Source organism: Georgenia sp. TF02-10 (genome assembly GCF_022759505.1).
In the GTDB taxonomy this organism is placed as follows: Bacteria; Actinomycetota; Actinomycetes; order Actinomycetales; family Actinomycetaceae; genus TF02-10.
The window spans coordinates 1,423,108-1,445,569 of record NZ_CP094289.1; the positions used below are offsets into that span (position 1 = coordinate 1,423,108).

The 22,462-nt window shown below is 75.5% G+C and carries 17 protein-coding genes and 1 pseudogene; 8 read left to right on the top strand and 10 right to left on the bottom strand.

Going from position 1 to position 22,462, the window contains the following annotated elements:
* Window positions 1–3 precede the first annotated feature (3 nt).
* Together valS and MF406_RS06430 are read right to left on the bottom strand one after the other, a co-directional pair.
* Window positions 4–2,673, bottom strand: a complete 2,670-nt coding sequence (valS, locus tag MF406_RS06425; protein WP_242897126.1) for a valine--tRNA ligase — start codon at window positions 2,671–2,673, stop codon at window positions 4–6.
* 57 nt (window positions 2,674–2,730) lie between these two features.
* Window positions 2,731–3,852 (bottom strand): PfkB family carbohydrate kinase, encoded by a 1,122-nt coding sequence (locus tag MF406_RS06430; protein ID WP_242897127.1) that lies wholly within the window; start codon window positions 3,850–3,852, stop codon window positions 2,731–2,733.
* 79 nt (window positions 3,853–3,931) lie between these two features.
* On the opposite strand from MF406_RS06430, the gene MF406_RS06435 reads away from it, so the two are divergent.
* The 6 genes and pseudogenes from MF406_RS06435 (at window position 3,932) to cofE (ending at window position 8,805) form a co-directional block, all read left to right on the top strand.
* Complete coding sequence (locus tag MF406_RS06435) at window positions 3,932–5,284, top strand: 6-phospho-beta-glucosidase (protein ID WP_371744653.1); 1,353 nt, start codon at window positions 3,932–3,934, stop codon at window positions 5,282–5,284.
* A gap of 560 nt (window positions 5,285–5,844) precedes the next feature.
* Window positions 5,845–6,024 (top strand): annotated as a pseudogene (locus tag MF406_RS06440) (nucleotidyltransferase family protein); the annotation flags it as partial.
* 26 nt (window positions 6,025–6,050) lie between these two features.
* The gene (locus MF406_RS06445; protein ID WP_242897130.1) at window positions 6,051–6,374 is read left to right on the top strand and encodes a DUF86 domain-containing protein; all 324 of its coding nucleotides are present in this window, start codon (window positions 6,051–6,053) and stop codon (window positions 6,372–6,374) included.
* A gap of 84 nt (window positions 6,375–6,458) precedes the next feature.
* On the top strand, window positions 6,459–6,848 hold the full coding sequence (locus MF406_RS06450; RefSeq protein WP_242897131.1) for a cupin domain-containing protein: 390 nt from the start codon (window positions 6,459–6,461) through the stop codon (window positions 6,846–6,848).
* A 149-nt stretch (window positions 6,849–6,997) separates the two neighbouring features.
* Entirely contained in the window at window positions 6,998–7,996 is a 999-nt protein-coding gene (locus MF406_RS06455) for a TIGR03557 family F420-dependent LLM class oxidoreductase (protein WP_242897132.1), read from the top strand.
* Window positions 7,993–8,805: a coenzyme F420-0:L-glutamate ligase gene (gene cofE / locus MF406_RS06460; RefSeq protein ID WP_371744617.1), complete on the top strand. Its 813-nt coding sequence runs from the start codon at window positions 7,993–7,995 to the stop codon at window positions 8,803–8,805. The genes MF406_RS06455 and cofE overlap by 4 nt, the downstream gene beginning before the upstream one ends.
* 56 nt (window positions 8,806–8,861) lie before the next feature.
* On the opposite strand, the gene MF406_RS06465 is transcribed toward cofE, so the two are convergent.
* From MF406_RS06465 to proC, 8 genes are all read right to left on the bottom strand, one after another.
* Entirely contained in the window at window positions 8,862–9,917 is a 1,056-nt protein-coding gene (locus MF406_RS06465) for a hypothetical protein (RefSeq protein ID WP_242897133.1), read from the bottom strand.
* Complete coding sequence (locus tag MF406_RS06470; protein WP_242897134.1) at window positions 9,914–10,447, bottom strand: RNA polymerase sigma factor; 534 nt, start codon at window positions 10,445–10,447, stop codon at window positions 9,914–9,916. Before MF406_RS06470 ends, MF406_RS06465 begins: the two co-directional genes overlap by 4 nt.
* Before the next feature lie 332 nt (window positions 10,448–10,779).
* Entirely contained in the window at window positions 10,780–11,616 is an 837-nt protein-coding gene (locus MF406_RS06475) for an ABC transporter ATP-binding protein (protein ID WP_242897135.1), read from the bottom strand.
* Window positions 11,613–12,791 carry a putative F420-0 ABC transporter permease subunit gene (locus MF406_RS06480; protein ID WP_242897136.1) on the bottom strand — a complete coding sequence of 393 codons (1,179 nt, stop codon included), beginning with the start codon at window positions 12,789–12,791 and terminating at the stop codon, window positions 11,613–11,615. Before MF406_RS06480 ends, MF406_RS06475 begins: the two co-directional genes overlap by 4 nt.
* Window positions 12,792–12,801: 10 nt before the next feature.
* A complete protein-coding gene (locus MF406_RS06485; protein ID WP_242897137.1) occupies window positions 12,802–13,836 on the bottom strand; it encodes a putative F420-0 ABC transporter substrate-binding protein in 1,035 nt (344 codons plus the stop codon).
* Window positions 13,837–14,092: 256 nt separating this feature from the next.
* The gene (locus MF406_RS06490) at window positions 14,093–14,392 is read right to left on the bottom strand and encodes an AbrB/MazE/SpoVT family DNA-binding domain-containing protein (protein WP_242897138.1); all 300 of its coding nucleotides are present in this window, start codon (window positions 14,390–14,392) and stop codon (window positions 14,093–14,095) included.
* A gap of 15 nt (window positions 14,393–14,407) precedes the next feature.
* Window positions 14,408–15,658, bottom strand: coding sequence for an endonuclease/exonuclease/phosphatase family protein (locus MF406_RS06495; RefSeq protein WP_242897139.1), 1,251 nt, complete (start codon window positions 15,656–15,658; stop codon window positions 14,408–14,410).
* Window positions 15,659–15,878: 220 nt separating this feature from the next.
* Entirely contained in the window at window positions 15,879–16,694 is an 816-nt protein-coding gene (gene proC, locus MF406_RS06500) for a pyrroline-5-carboxylate reductase (protein ID WP_242897140.1), read from the bottom strand.
* A 571-nt stretch (window positions 16,695–17,265) separates the two neighbouring features.
* On the opposite strand from proC, the gene ileS reads away from it, so the two are divergent.
* Both ileS and MF406_RS06510 read left to right on the top strand, forming a co-directional pair.
* Complete coding sequence (gene ileS / locus MF406_RS06505; RefSeq protein ID WP_242897141.1) at window positions 17,266–20,535, top strand: isoleucine--tRNA ligase; 3,270 nt, start codon at window positions 17,266–17,268, stop codon at window positions 20,533–20,535.
* Window positions 20,535–22,337: a folylpolyglutamate synthase/dihydrofolate synthase family protein gene (locus MF406_RS06510; protein ID WP_371744618.1), complete on the top strand. Its 1,803-nt coding sequence runs from the start codon at window positions 20,535–20,537 to the stop codon at window positions 22,335–22,337. The genes ileS and MF406_RS06510 overlap by 1 nt, the downstream gene beginning before the upstream one ends.
* The last annotated feature ends 125 nt before the right edge of the window (window positions 22,338–22,462 follow it).

The window sequence follows — 22,462 nt, forward strand, 5'->3', positions numbered from 1 at the left end:
GGCTCAGCGCTTGGCCGGCGGCTCGTCGAGCTCGTGCTCGGTCACCGCGGCGACGCCGTCGGCGGTCGCGAGGATCTCCAGGTCCCCGCGCACCCGGCCGGCGGCCCGCAGGTCGCCCAGGGTCACCTGGACGGCCGGCAGGGCCGCGGCGGGCACCTGCAGCCGGGCCCGGGCGAAGGTGGTCCGCTGGGACACCTTCGCCTCGGACTTGACCTTCCGCAGCGCCGCCAGCGCCGTGCCGGTGGCATCGACCAGGGCCGGGTCGGCGCCGTCGGCCGCGGCCCGCAGCGGGGCCGGGTCGGGCCAGGGGGCCTGGTGCACGGACCCGGGGCGGTACCAGCTCCACACCTCCTCGGTGGCGAAGGGCAGCACCGGGGCCAGCAGCCGGAGGAAGGTGTCGACGGCGATCGCCAGCGCGGTGCGGGCGGAGGCGGCCTGCGCGGCGGGCAGGGCGCCGTCGCGGTTGTAGGCGCGGTCCTTGACCAGCTCGAGGTAGTCGTCGCAGAACGTCCAGAAGTAGGTCTCGGTGGTCTCCAGGGCGCGGGTGTGGTCGTAGCCGTCCAGGGCGGCGGTGGCGGTCTCCACCACGTCGGCGAGCCCGGCGAGCATGGCCCGGTCGATCGGCTCGGTGACCAGGCGCGGGTCCAGGTCGAGCGGGCCGTCCCCGCCCATGGTCAGGGCGAACCGGGAGGCGTTGAGGACCTTGATGGCCAGGCGCCGGCCGATCTTCATCTGCCCGACCTCGAACGCGGCGTCGGTGCCCAGGCGGCCCGAGGCCGCCCAGTACCGCACCGCGTCGGAGCCGTGCTCGGCGAGCAGGCCCATCGGGGTGACGACGTTGCCCTTGGACTTGGACATCTTCTTGCGGTCCGGGTCCAGGATCCAGCCGGAGATCGCCGCGTGCCGCCAGGGCAGCCCGCCGAACTCCAGGTGGGCGCGGACCACCGTGGAGAACAGCCAGGTGCGGATGATGTCCTGGGCCTGCGGGCGCAGGTCCATCGGGTAGACGCGGGCGAACAGGTCCGGGTCGCGCAGCCACCCGCCGGCGATCTGCGGGGTGAGGGAGGAGGTGGCCCAGGTGTCCATGACGTCCACCTCCCCGGCGAACCCGCCGGGGGCGTCGCGCTGGTCCGCCGTGTACCCCGGCGGGACGTCGATGCTGGGGTCCACCGGGAGCTGGGCCTCGTCGGGGACGAGCACGCGCTCGTGGTCCACCGCGCCGTCCTCGCCGACGGCGTACCAGACCGGGATCGGGACGCCGAAGAACCGCTGGCGGGAGATCAGCCAGTCGCTGTTGAGCCCGTCCACCCAGTTCTCGTAGCGCACCCGCATGAAGTCGGGGTGGAAGTCGAGCTCGCGGCCGCGGGCGAGCAGGTTCGCCCGCAGGTCGGTGCCGTCCGCCTCCCGGTAGGGGCGGCCGCCGTTGCGCAGGTACCACTGCCGGGAGGTGACGATCTCCAGCGGCTTGTCGCCCCGCTCGTAGAAGTTGGTCATGCGGGTGGTGGGCGTGGGCTCCCCGTCCAGGTCCCCGGCGGCGCGCAGGGCCTCGACGACGATGGTGCGGGCGGAGAAGACGGTCTTGCCGGCCATCTCGGCGTACGCGGCGCGACCGTCCGCGGTGGTGATCCACGGCGGGGTCTCGCGGACCAGGCGGCCGTCGCGGCCGACGACCGGCCGGGTGGGCAGGTCGAGGTCGCGCCACCACTGCACGTCGGTGAGGTCGCCGAAGGTGCAGCACATGGCGACGCCGGCGCCCTTGTCCATCTCGGCGGCCGGGTGGGGCAGGACCGGCAGCTCGACGCCGAAGACCGGGGAGGTGACGGTGGTGCCGAACAGCTGCTGGTAGCGGGGGTCGTCGGGGTGGGCGACCAGCGCGACGCAGGCGGGCAGCAGCTCGGGGCGGGTGGTCTCGACGTGGACCGGGGCACCGTCGGGGCGGTGGAAGGCGATCCGGTGGAAGAAGCCCGGGTAGTCCCGGGCCTCGAGCTCGGCCTGGGCGACGGCGGTCTGGAAGGTGACGTCCCACAGGCCGGGAGCGGCCGCCTGGTAGGCCTCCCCGCGGGCGAGGTTGCGCAAGAAGGCGGCCTGGGCGACCAGCCGAGCCTCCCGGCCGATCGTCTGGTAGTGCTGGCGCCAGTCCACGCTCAGGCCGAGGCGGCGCCAGACCGCCTCGAACTGCTGCTCGTCCTCGGCGGTGAGCCGCTCGCAGAGCTCGACGAAGTTCTGCCGGCTGACCGGCACCTGGTCCGCGGCCCGCACGGACTTGCCCTCGCCGCCCACCTGCGGCGGGGTGAAGCCCGCGTCGTAGGGCAGGGACGGGTCGCACCGGACCCCGAAGTAGTTCTGCACCCGCCGCTCGGTGGGCAGGCCGTTGTCGTCCCAGCCCATCGGGTAGAAGACCGCCTTGCCGCGCATGCGCTGGTAGCGGGCGACGACGTCGGTGTGGGTGTAGCTGAAGACGTGCCCGACGTGCAGGGAGCCGGAGACGGTGGGCGGCGGGGTGTCGATGGCGTACACCTGCTCGCGGGTGGCGGTGCGGTCGAAGGCGTAGGTGCCGGCCTGCTCCCAGGCGGCGGTCCACCGCTCCTCCAGCCCGTCCAGCCCGACCTTGTCCGGCACCGCCGGCGCCGGCAGGGTCTGGGCGTCGGCGGTCGGCAGGGGTGCGTCGCTCATGGTCCTCGATTCTTCCACGACGGCGCCCGGGGCCCGGCCGGGCGAGCCCGGCCCCGGTCAGCCCTCCCGGAGGGTGGGCACGGCGGCGGCCGGTGCCGGCCCGCCGTCGGCCTCGGCGTCGGAGAGGCGGGCCAGGGTGGCCTCCGCCCGCCGGACCCGGCCCAGGTCGTGCCCGGCGAGGGCGTCGGTGAGGAAGGCGTAGCGCTCGGCGGTGGCGCGCGCGGACCGGTCGCCGGCGCGGGCCGCCGCCACGGTCGCCGCCCACCAGTCCGCCACGTCCCCCCAGCCCGGGGCGGCGAGCGACCCGCCGAAGTGCTGGACCGCCAGCCCGGAGGTGAGCACGGCGAACCGGAGCCGCTGCTCCAGGTCCCACCCGGCCAGGGTTCCGGTGACCAGGGCGGCGGCGAAGACGTCGCCTGCCCCGGTCGGGTCCAGCGCCCGGACCTGCAGCGGGCCCACCCGCACCTCCGTCCCGGTCGCGGCGTCCACGGCGAGCGCGCCGTCGCCGCCGAGCGTCACCACGGCGAGCGGGACGTGCTCGGCGAGGGCCCGCGCCGCCGCCGCCGGGTCCTCGGTGCGGGTGTAGGCCATCGCCTCCACGGCGTTGGGGGTGAAGGCGTGGCAGCCGGCGAGCATCCGCAGCCGCGCCGGGTCCCAGGCCCCGGTGGCGTCCCAGCCGGCGTCCGCGAAGACGAGCGCGCCGTCCGCGGCGAGCGGACGCCACCACTGGGCGTCGGTGCCCGGCTCGCCCAGCTCGGCGACCACGGCCCGGGCCGGCGGCGCGGCCGCGACGAGCTCGGAGACCGGGTCGGGGTCGGGGTGGCCGTGGGTGACCATCGCCCGGTCGCCCTCGACGCCGAGAGAGACGGTCACCGCGGTGTGCCAGTACCGGTACCGGCGCGCGGCCCGCAGGTCCACCCCCTCCTGCCCGCCCAGCACTGTCCAGAGCCAGTCGGCGTAGGCGTCGTCGCCGAACGCGGCGGCCATCCCGGTGCCCAGCCCGAGCCGGGCGGCGGCGACGGCGAGGTTGGCGCTGCCGCCCGGCGCCGAGCCCATGCCCTGGGCCCACACCTCGGTGCCGGGCCGCGGCGGGTGGGGCAGGCCGGTGAAGACGAGGTCGACGAAGACCTGCCCGGTGACGAGCAGGTCCAGGCCGGGGGCGGGGGAGACGGCGCTCACCCGGGCGATCCTGCCATCGCACTACGGTGGACGGCACTCAGCCGGGCGATCCTGCCATCGCACTACGGTGGGGCGGGTGATGCTCACGATCCTCGGCGGCGGCGGCTTCCGCGTCCCGCTGGTGTACCAGGCCGTGGCCGCCGCCCGGGGCCGGGTCGACGTCGCCGAGGTGGTGCTGCTCGACGACGACGCCGACCGGCTGGCCACCATGGGGCACGTGCTGGCCCAGCTCGCCGCCGAGACCGGCGGCGGGCCGCGGGTGCGGACCACCACCGACCTGGACGCGGCGCTGGCCGGCGCGGACGTGGTCTTCGCCGCCGTCCGGGTGGGCGGCACCGCCGGCCGGACCCGGGACGAGCGGGTGGCCCTGGCCGAGGGCCTGCTCGGGCAGGAGACCGTCGGCCCGGGCGGGCTGGCCTACGCGCTGCGCACCGTGCCGGTCGCCGAGCACCTGGCCCGCCGGATCGCCGCCCGCGCGCCGGGGGCGTGGACGATCAACTTCACCAACCCCGCCTCGGTCGTCACCGAGGCGATGGCGGCGCACCTGGGCGGGCGCGTGGTGGGGATCTGTGACACGCCCATCGCCCTGGTCCGCCGGGCGCTGCGCGCCGTCGGGCTGGACCCGGCCGCGTTCGACCGGGGGGAGGCGGAGGTGGACTACGCCGGCCTGAACCACCTCGGCTGGCTGCTCGCCCTGCGCGCCGGCGGCCGGGACGTGCTGCCCGGGCTGCTCGCCGACGACGCCGCCCTGGCCACGCTGGAGGAGGCCCGCCTGATGGGCGGGGACTGGGTCCGGGCGCTGGGGGCGCTGCCGAACGAGTACCAGTACTACTACGACTTCACCCGCGAGGCGGTGGCCGGGATCAGCGCCCAGCGGTCCACCCGGGGGGAGTTCCTCGCCGACCAGCAGGGCCGGTTCTACGCCGCCGCCCGGGCCGAGCCAGTCCGGGCGCTGCCGCTGTGGCGGTCCGCGCTGGCGGAGCGGGAGGCGACCTACATGGCCACCGAGCGGGCGACGTCGGGGGCGGGCGAGCGGGCCGCGGCGGACCTGGGCGGGGGGTACCACGAGGTCGCCGTCGACCTGATGGCCGCCCTGCTCGGCGGGGAGCGGCACCGGATGATCCTCGACGTGCCCAACACCGGCGCCGACGGCCGCCCCGTCCTGGCCGGCCTGCCGGGCGACGCCGTGGTGGAGGTGCCGGTGGAGGTCGACGGCGCCGGCGTGCGGCCGCTGCCGCTGGCCCGGCAGCTGGACCCGGCCATGCTGGCCCGGGTGCAGACGGTCAAGGCGTGCGAGCGGCTCGTCCTGGACGCCGCCCGCACCGGCTCCCGGACCAGCGCGTGGCGGGCCTTCGCGGCCCACCCCCTCGTCGACTCCGTCGCCGCGGCACGCCGGCTGGCGGAGGCGGCGCTGGCGGCCCGGGACGGCTGATCCGACGGTCGCCGGGTGACCCGTGCCTCGGCGGTGGTCCGGGTACGCGTCTACGGCAACTGATGCCTGGTCCGCGTCGAACGGCACGATCTCGATGCCCGGGTCGCGCATCAGGGCGTCCAGGTCTCCGCGCTGCTGGGCGAGCCCCAACCTCGAGCCGATGACGACCCGGCACTCGACCTACGTGGCCGCAGAGATCCGCGCGGATCGAGCTCCGGCCAGCAAATGTGCCAGCGCTTCTGCCTCCGGCACGCCGGCGAGGATCGTGACGAGCGCAGAGAGGTGTCGACGACATGCCGGCCGTCGTCGTAACGGTCGTCGTCGGAGCTGAGCAAGCGCCCGACGGTCCGCTGGTGTCAGGAACAGGCTCCAGGAGGGCGGCGGCCACCCGAGATGCCCTGCTCCCTGCCCTCATGTCCGGCAAGCTCCGCGTCCGTGACGCCGAGCGAGCGGTCGAGGCACTCGCGTGAGCCCACCGGCCGAGTTTCTCGATAGTTGTGCACTGCCCTGGCAGGCAAGGGTGACGCAAAACTTGGAGGAAACCCGCCCAGGGCTCGGACACTGAGGCGTCGGACCTCGACCTCCTTGTGGAGTTCGAACCCGGCGCCGACCTGTTCAACGTCGTCGCACTCGAGCAGCGGCTCGGCGATCTTCTCGGCTGCCGGGTCGACGTCGTGCCGCGCTCGTCCTCCGGAGGTGCGGCCAGGCACGCCCGCCGCGACGCCGTCCCGCTGCCGTGAACCGGCAACGCTCGTCGCCCGACGAGGTGGCCGACGCGCTCCGGACGGCGCTGGCCCAGTGCCGGTACATCACCTCTTTCGGCCGGACCGGCTTCCTGGGGGACGGGCTCGAGGCGCAGGTCCTCCGCCTCGCCGGCGAGCGGCTGATCATCACGGTCCAGTCCGCCCTCGATGACCTGCCCGCGGCCTTCCTGGGCCAGAACGACGACCTCCCGTTCGCCCTCGTCCGCGGCATGCGTGACCGGCTCGCCCTCGGTCATGGGGACGTCGACGCGGAGATCGTCTGGGCGACCATCGCCGGACGGCTGCCCGAGCTCGTCGCGCAGGTGCTTGACCGCCTCGGTCGCTGAGTCATCCTCGTGCGGCGCTGACCCGGCTGCGAGAAGGTGGGACAGCACCGGCGCACCGGGCGCCCGGCGACGATGGAGGTCACGATGCCCGTCCACCTGTGGTCTCGCGAGGCCGAGCCGGAGAGGTCGCACGAGTTCCGGCGCGTGCTGTGGACCGGTGAGCACAGCCAGCTGGTGGTCATGACCATCCCGCCCGGCGACGAGATCGGTGAGGAGACCCACCCCGACAACGACCAGATCCGCTCCTTCGTCTCGGGCGCGGGGAAGGCGGTGGTCGACGGCGAGGAGCAGTTTGTCGCGCCCGGGGACATCGTCGCCGTCCCGGCCGGCGCCCGGCACAACGTCGTCAACGTCGGGCCCGGCCCGCTGGTGCTGTACGCGATCTGCTCCCCGCCCCGCCACGCCGAGGGCACCGTGCACGGCACCCGGGAGGAGGCGGCGACGGCCGCTGCCCTCGGCGACGACGCCTCGTAGCGGTCGCCCGACGGCTTAGTGGCCGCCCGACGGCCGCCGCCCCCGGACGGCCGCAACCGTCGTCCAGGGGTGGCCCGTCCGGCACGAGCGACGGTGGTCCCGCCGGGCCGGCCCGTGCCGCCGGTCGGCCCGGCTGGAAGGATGGACGCATGAGTCTGACCATCGGCTACGCCGCAGCCCTCGAGCAGTTCCACCCCCGCGACGCGGTCCGCTACGCCGAGCAGGCCGAGCACCACGGCTTCTCCGGCGTCATGGCCGCCGACCACTTCCAGCCCTGGACCCCGACCCAGGGGCAGGCGGCCTTCGTGTGGAACGTGCTCAGCGCCGTCGCCGAGCGCACCACCGGCGACCTCGGGCCGGGGGTGACGGCGCCGACGTTCCGGTACCACCCGGCGGTGGTGGCCCAGGCCAGCGCCACGCTCGCGGCCATGTATCCCGGCCGGCACTGGCTCGGGCTCGGCTCCGGGGAGGCGCTCAACGAGCATGTCACCGGGCAGTACTGGCCCGAGGCCCCGGAGCGGATCAACCGGATGTTCGAGGCCATCGAGATCATCCGCAAGCTCTTCACCGCCTCCCTGGCGGGCAAGGACGCCAAGCACGCCGGCACGTACTTCAGGCTGGAGTCCACCCGGCTGTGGACCATGCCCGAGCAGGCCCCGCCGATCCTGGTCGCCACCGGCGGCCCGGTCACCGCGCGCCGGGCCGGCAAGCACGCCGACGGGCTGATCACCGTCGGCGCGCCACGGGAGAAGATCGCCGGGCTGTTCGAGAAGTTCGACGCCGGCGCGCGGGAGGCCGGCAAGGACCCCGGCACCATGCCCAAGGTGCTCCAGCTGCACCTGTCCTGGGCGCCGACCGACGAGGAGGCGCTGGCCAACGCGCTGACCGAGTGGCCCAACGGGGGGATGAAGTTCCCCAAGGCGGACATCCGCTCCCCGTTCGACTTCGCCGCGATGGCCCGGCTCGTCGGGGCCGAGGACTTCGCCGGGCGGATGGTGATCTCGGCCGACCCGGACGAGCACCGCGCCGAGATCCAGCGCTACGTCGACCTCGGATTCGACCGGATCTACCTGCACAACGTCGGCCGCAACCAGGAGGAGTGGCTCGAGGTCTTCGGCCGCGACGTCCTGCCCAAGCTGGCCCGGTGAGCGAGGCTCCGACCGGGCCCGGGCCGGTGCCGGGCGGTCCGACCGCGCCCGCCGCCCTGCTCCTTGCCCAGGCCCCCGACGGCGTCCCGCGGATCACCAGCGGCGCCGACCTCGCCGCCCTGCTCACCCCCGCCCTCGCCGCGCTGGCCTGGCCGGACGGCTCGACGGGCCTGGCCGAGGGTGACGTCGTCGTCGTCGCCTCCAAGGTCGTCGCGAAGGCCGAGGGCCGCCTGGTGGCGGCCCGGGACGCCGCCGAGCGGGACCGGGTGATCGCCGGGGAGACGGTGCGGGTGGTCGCCGAGCGGCCGCACCCGGACGGGTCGGTGCTGCGGATCGTGGAGAACCGGCAGGGCCTGGTGATGGCGGCCGCGGGGGTGGACGCCTCCGACGTGCCCGCTGGCACCGCCCTCCTGCTGCCGGAGGACCCGGACGCCTCCGCCCGCCGGCTGCGCCGCGGCCTGCACGCCCGGCTCGGCGTGCGGCCCGGGGTGCTGGTCACCGACACCGCCGGCCGGCCCTGGCGGCGCGGGGTGGTGGACATGGCCATCGGCGCCGCCGGCGTGCGCCTGCTCGCCGACCACCGCGGCCGGCGCGACGCCTACGGGCGGGCGCTGCAGACCACCGTGGTCAGCCTCGCGGACGAGATCGCCGCGGCGGCGGACCTGGTCAAGGGAAAGGTCGCCGGCCGGCCGGTCGCCGTGGTGCGCGGCATGGGGCAGGCGGTGAGCGCCGAGGACGGCGACGGCGCCCGGGAGCTCATCCGACCGCCCGAGGAGGACCTGTTCCGCCGGGGGACGCCGACGGGCTGAGGATGGCAACGACGAACGCCTGCGACCCGCTTGCTGGGGCGGTTCCGCCGGCGGCGCTACTCGGTGGCGGCGCCGGCGCCGGGGCAGACGTCGTCTCCGCAGGGCGGCAGCGTGTCGGTGAACTGGGACTCGACCACGAGGTCGTACTCCTCGACGACGTCGGGTGCTCCGGGAAGGTCGTTCGGGTAGATCGTGTCCGTCTCGAGGACCTTTCCCGTGGTGGGGTCGAGGATCATGATCACCTCGATCTCGACGCTCTCGCCCTCGTCCTCCTCGAAGCGAGAGGCGCCGAAGGCGACTCCGTCGCGGCCCTCGCGGTCGGTGACCTGACCGTACGAGGTGACGTCTGGCGCGAGCGCGATCGCGTCGAGGAACGTAGCCCGGCCTTCGCTGCCGAGCAGGTTTGCCTCGTATTGGTAGTCGCTGATGAGGTAGTGACCGGGGAACCGCTGGTGCTGCTCGTTGGTCAGCACCCGAAGGTCGTAGAGGGCCTGGGGCGTGTCGGCCACATCAGCCTGGCCGAGGTCCACCTCGCCGGCCGGGATGGCCGCGTCGACGATGGCTTCACCATTCATGAGATACAGCTGTCCGCCGGAGCGGTCTGTCGTGTCGAACCAGAAGTACACGTGATCCTCGCGAGGCTCGAGCCTGTCGATCTCCCAGTACTCGGGCGACACCTCGACCTCGTGCGCCATATAGCCGACGTAGTGCCGTCGCTCGAAGTAGTACCGGCCGGTCTCCTCGGCTGCCGAGGAGCCGCGCAGCTGCTGCGCGAGCTGCTGGAGCTCACTGGTCCCGTCGACGCCGCCCGGCTGCGAGTAGCCCAGCATCGGGATTGCGGCAGCCGGCGCCGCGGTCCCCGCGTCACCAAGGACGTTCGGCAGCACCCCGACCATGCCGAGCACCATCACCGCGGCCGCCCCCACCACGGCGACCCGTCGGCGTGTGCGTCGGATCGGCGTGCCCTGCGCGGTCGCCCGTTCCTGCTCGAGCCGGTCGTGCTCGAGCACCCACCGCCGGGTCTGCTCGATGATCGCCGGGCTGGTCGGGACCTTCTGGCTGGCGGGGTCGAGCACGGCGAGCTGGCGGAGGGTTGGGCTGTCGGTGGTCATGAGAGGGCTCCCTCGGTGATCGGACGTGCGGGCCAGGCCTCGACGGCCGGAAGCCGGTCCAGGACGTGCAGCAGGTGGCGCCGGGCTCTCATGAGCCGCATCCGGAAGGTCCCGGCCCGGCAGCCGAGCACGGCGGCCGCATCAGCGACGGAGAGGCCGTCCCAGGCGATGAGGGTGAGCACCTCTCGTTCGCCGGGGGTGAGCCTGCCCCAGGCGCGGACCAGGTCGGTGCGGGTGGCGACATCGCTGGCGAGCTCGTCGGCCTGGGCCGGTGGCTCGGCGGCGAGCCGCAGGTGCAGGGCGTGCCAGCGTCCGGAGGAACGTGCGCTGCGGAGCATCACGTTGCGGGCGATGCCGAACAGCCACGGTCTCGGGTCGGCGGGAAGATCGTCCAGGCGGCGCCATGCCACGAGGAACGTCTCGGCGACGACGTCCTCGACCTGGGCCGGCGGGGTGCGGCGGTAGACGAACCTCTCGAGGTCGGCCCGATGCGCCTGGTAGAGACGATCGAACCGTTCTTCGTCGGACATCGGCGACCACCTCGCGCTCGGGGACGAAACCCTGCTGTCACCCCGTACATCCCCGGCAGGTGCTCGTCCGTCACGGGGCATCTTGCGCGTTCGGTCACCGCCGGGCTTGATTCTGCCGGAACCGGCACGGTCCACAGCGGTCTTGGTCAGCTTCCGGCGTCAGCTCCAGTCCAGTGGCGTACTTGGGCCGGTTGTTCGTGCTGAGCACGGTCGGTGCGCTGGCCAGGGCCTGCCCCGCCGCGCGGGCGGCACGCCTCACCCCGGCCAGCGCCCTGCGCTGCTGGACGGCCGCAGCGGGGGGCGGTCGCGGGTCGCGGGGCGGGCGGCCCGGGTCAGGCGGGGTCGAACACCAGCAGCGCGCGGTCCGCGGCGACCACCCGGCGCGCCCGGACCCGGTAGACCGCCGAGACGACCTCCTCGGTGAGCACCTGCGCCGGCGGGCCGGCCGCGACCACGGTCCCGCCGACGAGCAGGAGGACGTGGTCGCAGAACCGCAGCGCATGGTTGAGGTCGTGCAGCGCGGCGAGCACGGTCACGCCGGCGGCCGCGAGGTCCCGGGCGAGGCCGAGCACGGCGAGCTGGGCGGCGACGTCGAGGTGGTTGGTCGGCTCGTCGAGCAGGAGCACCCCGGGCTCCTGGGCCAGCGCGCGGGCCAGGTGGACCCGCTGCCGCTCCCCGCCGGAGAGGGTGGCCACGTCCCGGCCGGCGAGGGCGTCGGCGCCGGTGCGGGCCATCGCCCGCCGGGCGACGTCGAGGTCGCGGGGGGAGTCGGCGCCCCACCGGGGCCGGTGCGGGGTGCGCCCGAGCAGGACGACATCGAGGACGTCCCGGGAGACGTCCGCGGTCACGTCCTGCTCCACCAGGGCCAGCCGGCGGGCGCGGTCCCGCCGGGCCATCCCTACCAGGTCCCGCCCGGCGAGCAGGACGACGCCGTCGGCCGGGGCCAGCGCACCGACGAGCGTGCGCAGCAGGGTGGTCTTCCCCGCCCCGTTCGGGCCGACGACGGCGCTGACCGCGCCGGCCGGCACGGCGGCGTCCACGCCTCGCAGCAGGGTCACCGGGCCGACGTCGACCGTCAGGCCGGCCAGCTCCAGGGCGGGCACCGGGGCGTCCGGCGGCGCCGGGCGGAGGGCCGGCCGCCGGTCGGCGGTGCCCTGGCGGCCGGTCACGACGCCGCCCGGCGGCGGAGCAGCACGGCGAAGACCGGCGCGCCGATGGCCGCGGTGAGGATGCCGACGGGCAGCTCGCGCGGCTCGAAGAGGCTGCGCGCCGCGGTGTCGGCGAGGAGCAGGAAGGTGGCGCCGGCGAGCGCGGCGACCGGGAGCAGCCGGTGGTGGCGCGGGCCGACCAGGAACCGCACGGCGTGCGGCATCACCAGGCCGACGAACCCGATCGAGCCGGCCACGGAGACGAGGAGGCCGGTGAGCAGCGCGGCGGCGGTGAGCAGCGCCCACCGCGCGCGGGTGACCGCGACGCCGAGCGAGGCGGCCGAGACGTCGCCGAAGGTGAAGGCGTCCAGGGTCCGGCCCTGGGCCGCGAGCACCGCCCCGACCACCACCGCCGCACCCGCGGCGACCAGCGCGTCCGGCCAGGTCGCCCCGCCGAAGGAGCCCATCAGCCAGGAGAGGACCTCCCGGTAGGAGTCCCCGGTGGCGGACCAGACGATGACGAAGCTGACGACCGCCGAGGCAGCCTGCGCCACCGCCACCCCCGCCAGCACCGTGCGGCCCGGGGACAGCCCGCCGCCCCGGCCGGTGGCCAGCGCGAGGGTGATGACCAGCGCGGCCAGGGCGCCGACGAACGCGGCCACCGGCAGCGCCGCGGTCAGGCCGAGCACCAGCACGAGCACCGCGCCCACCGACGCGCCGGAGGAGACCCCGAGGAGGTAGGGGTCGGCCAGCGGGTTGCGGGTCAGGGCCTGCATGACGGCGCCGGCCACCGCGAGCCCGGCACCGGTGGCGGCGGCGGCCACCACGCGGGGGGCCCGGCCCTGCCAGACGATCGCGTCCTGGACCCGGGTCAGCGGGTCCGCCGGGCACCCGCCCAGGCCGACCCCGGCGCACAGGTGGTGAGCCGCGGAGGCGCCGAGCCGGGCCACCGAGATGTCCGCCTGGCCCAGGGTCAGGGCCCAGGCGGCGGTGAGCAGCAGCAGGGCGAGCAGCACCAGGAGCAGGACCGGGAGCGGGATCCGGCGCCGGGAGGGGCCGGCACCGTCGTCGGTCCCCGCCCGGTCGGCCCGGCCCCGGCGGCGCGGCCGGCCCGGGGGCACCTCCGGCGGGCCGGCGTGCCGGCCGGCCTGGCCGGACCGCGCCGAGGTGACGTCCGGCGGCGTGGTGCCGGTCATGACCGCGCCCTCACCCGGCACCCTCGAGCGCGGCGAGCTGGGCGGCGAGGTCGACGGCGGCCGGGACGTTGCGCACGCCGGCCTCGGTCGCCGGGAAGGGCACGGTGAGGAACCGCTCCGCGCGCACCGCGGGCAGCGCGGCGGTGACCGGGTTGTCCCGGAGCACCTGGCGCTTGTGCTCGGCGGTGTTCCAGGCCGAGTCCACCAGCACGATGACCTCCGGGTCGCGCTCCGCGACGGCCTCCCAGGACAGGGAGGTCCAGGTGTCGGCGACATCGCCGGCCACGTTCTCCAGGCCCACCGCGTCCATGATCATCTGCGGGGCGCCGATCCCCGCCCCCACGTACGGGGTCTCCGAGCCGGAGGAGTACCACAGCGCCCGCCGGGACGGGCTGGCGGGGGCCACCGCGGCCAGGTCGGCGCGCTGCGCGGCCACCAGCTCTTCGGCCGCCGCGGGCTCCCCGAGCATGGCGCCGACCTCGGTGATCTCGTCGAAGACCAGGTCGAAGGTGAGCCGGTCGGGCTGGTGCTCCGGGGACTTGCACGCCGAGGGGGAGACGTAGGTGGCGATGCCCAGATCGGCGTACGTGGACCGCTCGCCGGCGCCGTCGGCGGAGAGGTTGGACTCCCAGCCGGCGTAGACCAGGTCTGGCTCGAGGTTGAGCACCGCCTCGCTGGACGGGTTCTTCTCGGCCAGGACCGGGGCGGCGGCGACGGCGTCCGCCAGGTCGGCCGGCGGCGGGCCGTCCGCGTAGGCGGTCCCGACCAGCCGGTCGGCGGCGCCGAGGGCGGCCACCATCTCGGTGGCCGAGGACTTGATCGTGACGATGCGCTCCGGCGGTGCGGCCAGCGTCGCCGGCACGCCGCAGCTGGTGACGGTGAGCGGGAAGCCCCCGCCTCCGCCCCCGTCGGTGGCGGTGGGCGCGGCGGTGCCGCTCGCGGTGGCGGACGGACCGCCGTCGTCGGCGCCGCCGGGCGCACCGGCGGCGGCGCAGGCGGTCAGGGGCAGGGCGGTGAGCAGGGCGACGACGAGCGTGCGGCGCACGGGACTCCTCGGGCGGGGGCGGCTGGTCGGCACGCGGAGTCACTGCGCTGCGCGCCCGGCCGGGCGGGGACCGGGACCTATGACCAGGCCCTGTGCCCGGGTCACGTCCGGCCCGGGGTCCGCGGCCATCGTAGACGCCCCGGGGCAGGGTGGCGGGAGCCGGCAACCTCAGCCGGGCGGCGCGAGGCGGGGCCGGCGGAGAGCCGGAGGTGCCACTGGCGCGCTGGCTCGCTCGGCCGAGGCGGCAGGACCTACCTCACGCGGCGTCGTCCTCCAGAGCAGCGGCACGCCGGCGCTCGAGGAGCAGCTCACCGACGAGGTCGGCGCCCTCAAGCTGTCGCTGCAGGTGGGTGCGGGCCTGCTGACGCGTCATGACGACGAGCCCCGTCGGGCTCTCGACAAGGAGGAGCGGCGTGCCGGTGCTCAGCCCGGCGCGCTCGCGCAGCTCGGCCGGTACGCCGAGCCGGCCGCGGTCACCCATGGTGACGGCGTACGCCGCCTGCAGGTCCCGCAAGCACCACTGGGTCGGGGCGGGTGGGACGTCGTCCGAAGCCATCGGGGTCTCTCAGGCTCAGCGCAGGCCGGGCACGTGCAGGTCCACCCAGACCATGCGGTGGTCGGAGGTGGGGAAGGGGTACTGCCCGGTCAGCTCCGAGCCCGGCTGGTCCGCGGCGGGCCAGAAGACCCCGGCGTCCCGGACGGGCAGGCCCCGCGAGGGCAAGACGTAGTCGACGCGCAGGTTCCCCGGGCCGGGGTCGTCGGTGAAGTCGGCGGTGTCCAGCGCCGGGTCGCCGTCGTGCACGACGTTGGCCCGGCCCTGCTCGGCGGCCGCCTCGACGGCACCGACCGAGGTGGGGGACGGGTCGCGCAGCAGCCGGTGCTCGAGGACCTGGTCCACCGCGCCCGGGTAGGAGTCGCCGTCGACCGGGTCCGCATTGAGGTCCCCGAGGACGACGAACCGCTCGCCGCGGTCGAGCCCGCCGGTGCCACCCTGGTCGTCGTAGATGTACCGGGCGGTGCGCCCGCCGGTGACGTAGTCCGCCCAGAAGCGGATCTCGTCGTGGTTGCGGCGGCCGTTGCGGTCCTCGGCCCCGTCGAAGGTGGGCGGGGTGGGGTGCGCGGCGAGCACGTGCACCGTGCTGCGGCCGACCTGCACCGGGACGTCCCAGTGCGACTTGCTGGACAGCCGCACCGCCGCCAGCTCCTCCGGGCTGAACCAGTCCGCCGGGGCGTCGGTGGCGGGGTCGTCGGGCAGGAGCGCACCCGGCATGTCCCGCCAGCGGAAGCCCTGGAAGGTGCGCACCTCGTCCGTGGCGATGGGGTAGCGGGACAGCACGACCATCCCGTACTGGCCGGGGAACTCCCCGAAGCCGAACGCGTCACCCGGGCCGCCCACGGCGCCGTCGTTGTCCAGGTCGAGCCCGGAGGGCTCGCCGGTGTTGACCGGCGCGGCGTACGCGTAGGGGTAGGTGATCGGTGCGGCGCCGTGCTGGGGCACCTCGAGGTAGCGCTCCCGGAAGAGGTCCACGCTCTCGCCGGCGGCGTCGTAGTCGAACTCGTTGAGCAGCACCACGTCCGGCCGGGCCGTCTGGAGCACCTGGGCCAGGGCCTGGGCCTGCGGGTCCGGCTCGGCGGCGGCCAGGTCCGCGGCGAGCTCGCCGGCCGCCGGCCGGTTGAGGGAGACGTTGTAGGTGGCCACCCGCAGCGACCGCTGCTCCGGGCGCACGAGGGCCCCGGGCGCCGGCTGGTCCGCGGCGGCCGGGCCGACCGCGGTGCCGGCGCCGAGGGCCGCGAGGGCGGCAACCGCCAGCATCTTGCGCATGTGGTCACCGTAACAACGGACGCCGACGTCGGGAAGGAGTCCGGCGGGCGGTGACGGGTCGGGCGGGGGCGGGCCGGGGGTGAGGGCGAGGGTGAGGCGGGTGGGGCCGACCGGCGACGGCGCCCGGGCGGCCGTCGGCCCGCCGTCTGCCCGGGGTCGGACGCCCGCCGTCGGCCCGGGGTCGGCCGGGCGCTGTCGGCCCGGGCCGGTCGGCCGGCCGTCAGCCGCGCGCCATCTCCTGGTCCCGGTCGATCGTCGCCTGCACGCCCCGCACGACGGCCGCGGAGAACCCGGCGTCCTCCAGCGCGCACAGCCCGGCGATCGTGGTGCCGCCGGGGGAGGAGACCATGTCCGCGAGCTGGGTGGGGGAGGTGCCGCCGTCGAGGATCATCCGGGCGCTGCCCTGCACCACCTGGGCGGCGATCCGGGTGGCGAGCGCCTTGGGCAGGCCGGCGCGCAGCGCCCCGCGGGCGAGGGCCTCGACGAACAGCGCCGCGAACGCCGGCGCCGACCCGGCGATCGCGGTGTAGGCGGGGAAGTCCCGCTCCGGCAGCACCACCGCGCTGCCGACCGTCTCGAACAGCCCGACGACGGCGTCGAGCTGGTCCTCGTCGGTCTCGGCGTTGCCGCACACGGCAGTCATGCCGGCCCCGACGACGGCGTTGACGTTCGGCATGGCCCGCACCACCGCCTGCCCCGGCACGAGCAGCCCGGCGAGGCGGGCCAGCGGCGTGCCGGCGGCGAGGGAGATGACGACGGATCCCTGCTCGGCCAGCAGGTCCGCCAGCGGGGCGAGCACCCCGGCGACGGCGTGCGGCTTGACCGCCAGCACCACCAGCCCGCCCGGGCCGGTCTGCTCGACCAACTCCTCGTTGGTGCCGAGGACGTCCACCCCCGCCTCCCGGGCCAGGGCCTGGGCGGAGTGGCCGTGCAGGGACGTCACCGCCACGTCCTCGGCCGGGAAGCGTCCGGCGGCCACGATGCCGCGCACGAGTGCGCCGGCCATGTTGCCGGCCCCGATGAATCCGACCTTCATGCTGCTCCCCTCCTCGTGCTGCTCCCGTCCGCACCGGTCGCCGTGACGGCAGCCCGGGCGGCCGGCGCCGCGTCTGCTCGCCGGCGTCGCTGCCGCGGCGTGCACCGGGGTCCCGCTGGGGCACGGTGCACGCCCTCGCGCCAGTATCGCGGAGAGCCGCATCAGAACCGCGGAGCCGCGCCCGCGCCGCGCAGCCGCGCGCAGCGTGGAGCGCCCGCAGCGTGAAGCCGCGCCAGCGCAAGTGGAGCCGTACCCACGCCGCGGAGCGGCGCCAGCGCCGCGGTGGGCTGGGCGGACCGCGGACCGCGGACCGCGCCGCGGCCGGGCGGAGGGCTACACTGCCCGCCACAGGCATCGACCCGGCCATCACCGGTGAGCCTCCGGAAGAACGGGGCGACCAGCCCTCAGTAGAACCGGACGGGAGGGCCCGTCACAGCCCTTCTCGAGCGGTCCCGCCACCGCCCAGCGGCGGAGGGGCAAGCGAGGTGGTACCGCGGCTGCGCGGTCCCCGGCCCGGCCGGGGCCCCGTCGTCGTCCTCGCAGACATGCCCCGCCGGACCGAGGAGACGCCTTGCCCGACCAGCCGCAGCGCTACCCCCTGCACCGCCCCGGCGCCGAGGTGAACCCCTCGCCGTCGTTCCCCGCCGTCGAGCAGGACATCCTGCAGTACTGGGCGCAGGACGACACCTTCCGCGCCTCGGTGGCCGACCGCCCCGCCGGGCCGGACGGGGCGAACGAGTTCGTCTTCTACGACGGCCCGCCGTTCGCCAACGGCCTGCCGCACTACGGCCACCTGCTCACCGGCTACGTCAAGGACCTCGTCGGCCGGTTCCAGACCCAGCTCGGCCGCCGGGTGGAGCGCCGCTTCGGGTGGGACACCCACGGCCTGCCCGCCGAGCTCGAGGCCGAGCGGATCCTCGGGATCACCGACAAGTCCCAGATCGAGGAGATGGGCATCGAGGCCTTCAACAAGGCCTGCCGCGACTCGGTGCTGCGCTACACCGACGAGTGGCGCGACTACGTCACCCGGCAGGCCCGCTGGGTGGACTTCGACAACGACTACAAGACCCTCGACGTGAGCTTCATGGAGTCGGTCATCTGGGCCTTCAAGCAGCTCTACGACAAGGGCCTGGCCTACGAGGGCTACCGGGTGCTGCCGTACTGCTGGCACGACCAGACCCCGCTGTCCAACCACGAGCTGCGGATGGACGAGGACGTCTACCAGATGCGCCAGGACCCGGCGGTCACCGTCGGGCTGCGGCTGGAGACCGGGGAGCTGGCGCTGATCTGGACCACCACCCCCTGGACGCTGCCGTCCAACCTGGCGGTCGCCGTCGGCCCGGACGTGGACTACGTCACGCTCGCCCCGCGGCAGGGCCCGCTGGCCGGCGAGCGGGTCCTCCTCGCCGCCGCCCGGGTCCCGGCCTACGCCCGCGAGCTGGGCGAGGACCCCGAGGTGCTCCGCACCGTGAAGGGCGCGGACCTGGTCGGCCTGCACTACGCGCCCATCTTCGACTACTACCTGGCCCGCCCGGCCGAGGAGGCGCCCGGCCCCAACGCCTGGACCGTCCTCGCCGCGGACTACGTCACCACCGAGGACGGCACCGGGCTGGTGCACCAGGCCCCCGCCTTCGGCGAGGAGGACATGGCCGCCTGCGAGGCGGCCGGGATCCGCCCGGTGGTCCCGGTGGACGACGGCGGCCGGTTCACCGCCGAGGTCGCCGACTACGCCGGCACCCAGGTCCTCGCCGCCAACAAGGCGATCATCGCCGACCTCAAGCACGCCACCGGCCCGCTGGCCCGCCGCCCGGCGGCGGAGCGGGCCGTCCTGGTGCGCCAGGAGACCTACGACCACTCCTACCCGCACTGCTGGCGGTGCGGGAACCCGCTGATCTACAAGGCGGTGTCGAGCTGGTTCGTCCGGGTCACCGCCTTCCGGGACCGGATGGTCGAGCTCAACCAGGAGGTCACCTGGGTCCCCGAGCACATCAAGGACGGCCAGTTCGGGCACTGGCTCGCCGGCGCCCGGGACTGGTCCGTCTCCCGCAACCGCTACTGGGGCACCCCCATCCCGGTGTGGGTCTCCGACGACCCGGCCTACCCCCGCATCGACGTCTACGGCTCCCTGGCCGAGCTCGAGGCCGACTTCGGCCGCCTCCCGCTGGACCGGGACGGCCAGCCCAACCTGCACCGGCCCTTCGTCGACGAGCTCACCCGGCCCAACCCGGACGACCCCACCGGGGCGGCCACCATGCGCCGCATCCCCGACGTCCTGGACGTCTGGTTCGACTCGGGGTCGATGCCCTACGCCCAGGTGCACTACCCGTTCGAGAACCGGGACTGGTTCGACCACCACTTCCCCGGCGACTTCATCGTGGAGTACATCGGGCAGACCCGCGGCTGGTTCTACACCCTGCACGTGCTCGCCACCGCGCTGTTCGACCGGCCGGCGTTCCGCTCCTGCCTCTCCCACGGCATCGTGCTGGGCTCGGACGGGCGCAAGATGAGCAAGTCCCTGCGCAACTACCCAGACGTGCGGGAGGTCCTGGACCGGGACGGCTCGGACGCCATGCGGTGGTTCCTGATGAGCTCCCCGGTGCTGCGCGGCGGGAACCTCGTCGTCACCGAGGAGGGCATCCGCGAGGGGGTGCGCCAGGTGCTGCTGCCGCTGTGGAACACCTGGTACTTCTTCGCCCTCTACGCCGGGACCGTCGACGGCGGCCGCGGGTACCTGGCCCAGCCGGTGGAAGCCGACGGCGACCGGGCCGGCGGGCTGGACGTGATGGACCGCTACCTCCTCGCCCGCACCCGGGTGCTGGCCGACACCGTGCGCGAGCAGCTCCAGGCCTACGACGTGCCCGCCGCGGCCCAGTCCGTCCGCGAGCACCTGGACCTGCTGACCAACTGGTACGTCCGCACCTCCCGGCAGCGGTTCTGGGACGAGGACACCGGCGCCTTCGACACCCTCTACACCGCCCTGGAGGTCCTCACCCGGGTGCTGGCCCCCCTCGCGCCGCTGGTGAGCGAGGAGATCTGGCGCGGCCTGACCGGCGGGCGCAGCGTGCACCTGACCGACTGGCCGGTGCTGCCCGCCCCGGCCGACGGCGCCGCCGAGGCGGCGCTGGTGGCGGCGATGGACACCGTGCGGGAGGTCGTCTCCACCGCGCACGCGCTGCGCAAGGCGGCAAAGGTGAGGGTGCGCCAGCCGCTGCGCACCCTCACCGTGGTCGTCCCCGACCCAGGCGCGCTGGCCCCGTTCGCCGACCTGGTGGCGGGGGAGGTCAACGTCAAGGAGGTCCTCCTGCGCACCCCGGAGCAGTCCGCGCACCGGGTGAGCACCGAGCTCAGGGTGCTCCCGCGCGAGCTCGACCCGGCCAAGCGCCGGCACACCCAGCAGATCTTCGCCGCCGCCCGGGAGGGCCGCTGGCACGGCGAGCCGGGCGGGACGCTGACCCTGGCCGGCGCCGGCGTGGACGGCCTGACCCTGGCCCCCGGGGAGTACGAGACGACGACCAGCGTGGACCTGGGCGAGGCGCCGGGCGCGGCCGCCGAGGTGCTGCCCGGGGGCGGGTTCGTGGTCCTGGACCTCGCCGTCGACGACGCCCTGGCCGCCGAGGGCTACGCCCGGGACCTGGTCCGCCAGGTGCAGGACGAGCGCAAGGCCGCCGGGCTCTACGTCGCCGACCGGATCGCCCTGACCCTCACCGTCCCGGCGGACAAGGCGGCCTGGGTGCAGGAGCACCGCGACCTCATCGCCACCGAGACCCTGGCCACCGAGCTGACCGTCACGCCCGACGACGTGGCGGCGCCCACCGTGGCCCTGACCAAGCAGGAGGCGTGATGAGCGCACAGACCCCAGACGGGACCGATGATCCGCCGCGCCGCACCCCGGAGGAGGCCGAGCGGGAGGCGCGCGAGCGCCTCGACGCCCTGCTGGCCGCCGCCGAGGAGGACGGGACCGACGACGTCGCCGCCGCGCCCGGCGGCGCCGGCGGCACCACCGGGGCGGGCGGGGCACCGGGCGGGACCGGCGACGCCGAGGAGACCGGGCTGCGCGCCCTGCTCTCCTCCTCGCTCATCGCCGGCCCGGACCCGACGGTCGCCGACGAGCTCCTCGAGGACGACGAGCTGGACGACGACGAGGCGGACGACGACGACCTGGGCGTCTGGGCCGAGGACGAGGCGAGCGACGAGGACGACGAGGCGGCCGGCCGGGCCCGGGCGGGCGGCGGCCGACCCGGGTCCCGCGGCGGCCGGCCCGCCACCGACGACGCCGCCCGGGCCGCCGCCGTCGCCGACGCCCAGGCCGAGGAGGAGGTGCGGCAGATCTACCGGGACATCCTGACCCGGGCGCCCGAGCACGACGTCCAGCCCTCGTTGGACCGGGTCCGGGACGTCCTGGAGCTCCTCGGCGACCCGCAGCGCGCCTACCCCGTCATCCACCTCACCGGGACCAACGGCAAGACCTCCACCGCCCGGATGATCGAGCAGCTGCTCCGCGAGCGGGGGCTGCGCACCGGCCGGTTCACCTCCCCGCACCTGCACACGGTGCGGGAACGGATCGCGCTGGACGGGGAGCCCATCGCCCCGGCCGCCTTCGTCAGCACCTGGGCCGAGGTCGCGCCGTACATCGCGCTGGTGGATGAGCGCTCCCAGGCCGCCGGCGGGCCCCGGCTGAGCTTCTTCGAGGTCTTCACCGTCATGGCCTACGCCGCCTTCGCCGACGCCCCGGTCGACGTCGCCGTCGTCGAGGTCGGCATGGGCGGGCGGTGGGACGCCACCAACGTCGCCGACGGCGAGGTCGCCGTCCTCACCACCGTCGAGCGGGACCACGAGCGGTGGCTGGGGCACGCTCTGACCGACATCGCCGGGGAGAAGGTGGGCATCATCAAGGACCGGGCCACCGTCGTCGTCGCCGCGCAGCACGAGGAGGTCGACGGCGTGGTGCACACCGCCGCGGCCACCCACGGCGCTCGGCTGCTGCGCGAGGGCGCCGAGCTGGCGGTCCTCGACCGGCAGGTCGGGGTGGGCGGCCAGATGGTCACGCTGCGCACCCCGGCGGCGGTCTACGAGGACGTCTTCGTCCCGCTGCACGGCGCCCACCAGGCCCGCAACGCCCTCCTCGCGCTCGCGGCGGTGGAGGCGTTCTTCGGCGGCGGCGCGCTGGACGCCGGGCTGGTGGAGCAGGGCTTCGCCGGGGTCAGCTCCCCGGCCCGGCTGGAGGTGGTGCGCCGCAGCCCCACCGTCCTGGTCGACGCCGCCCACAACCCCGCCGGCGTGGATGCGCTGCGCGAGGCGGTGGAGGAGGCCTTCGACTTCCACCGGCTCGTCGGCGTCGTCGGGGTCATGGCGGACAAGGACGCCGAGGCGATCCTCGCCGGGCTCGAGCCCTTCCTCGCCGAGGTCGTGGTCACCCGCGCCAGCACCGAGCGGGCGATGGACGCCGAGGACCTGGGCGAGATCGCCCGGGACGTCTTCGGCGAGGACCGGGTGCAGGTGGCCGAGGGGCTCGCCGAGGCCATCGATCTCGCCGCCGCCCGGGCCGAGGCCGACACGTCCGAGGTGATGACCTCCACCGGGGTGCTGGTGGTGGGGTCGGTGCTGCTCGCCGCCGAGGCGCGGGCGATGCTGCGGCGGGGGTAGCCGGGAGACAGGCAGGGCGCGTCGCCGGGCCGTCACCCGGGCCCGGGGCGCCCTGCTGCCGGCGCGCCTGACCGGCCCCGCACGCCGCTGCCGACGCGCCTGACCGGCCCCCGCACGCTCCCGGC

Bases quoted from the DNA above. Each gene is read 5' to 3' on its own strand.
- proC (WP_242897140.1), bottom strand. From the start codon at position 16,694: ATGAAGGTCGGATTCATCGGGGCCGGCAACATGGCCGGCGCACTCGTG.
- MF406_RS06470 (WP_242897134.1), bottom strand. From the start codon at position 10,447: ATGTCCGACGAAGAACGGTTCGATCGTCTCTACCAGGCGCATCGGGCC.
- MF406_RS06455 (WP_242897132.1), top strand. From the start codon at position 6,998: ATGAGTCTGACCATCGGCTACGCCGCAGCCCTCGAGCAGTTCCACCCC.
- valS (WP_242897126.1), bottom strand. From the start codon at position 2,673: ATGAGCGACGCACCCCTGCCGACCGCCGACGCCCAGACCCTGCCGGCG.
- MF406_RS06510 (WP_371744618.1), top strand. From the start codon at position 20,535: ATGAGCGCACAGACCCCAGACGGGACCGATGATCCGCCGCGCCGCACC.
- MF406_RS06465 (WP_242897133.1), bottom strand. From the start codon at position 9,917: ATGACCACCGACAGCCCAACCCTCCGCCAGCTCGCCGTGCTCGACCCC.
- MF406_RS06435 (WP_371744653.1), top strand. From the start codon at position 3,932: ATGCTCACGATCCTCGGCGGCGGCGGCTTCCGCGTCCCGCTGGTGTAC.
- MF406_RS06480 (WP_242897136.1), bottom strand. From the start codon at position 12,791: ATGACCGGCACCACGCCGCCGGACGTCACCTCGGCGCGGTCCGGCCAG.
- MF406_RS06490 (WP_242897138.1), bottom strand. From the start codon at position 14,392: ATGGCTTCGGACGACGTCCCACCCGCCCCGACCCAGTGGTGCTTGCGG.
- MF406_RS06450 (WP_242897131.1), top strand. From the start codon at position 6,459: ATGCCCGTCCACCTGTGGTCTCGCGAGGCCGAGCCGGAGAGGTCGCAC.
- MF406_RS06495 (WP_242897139.1), bottom strand. From the start codon at position 15,658: ATGCGCAAGATGCTGGCGGTTGCCGCCCTCGCGGCCCTCGGCGCCGGC.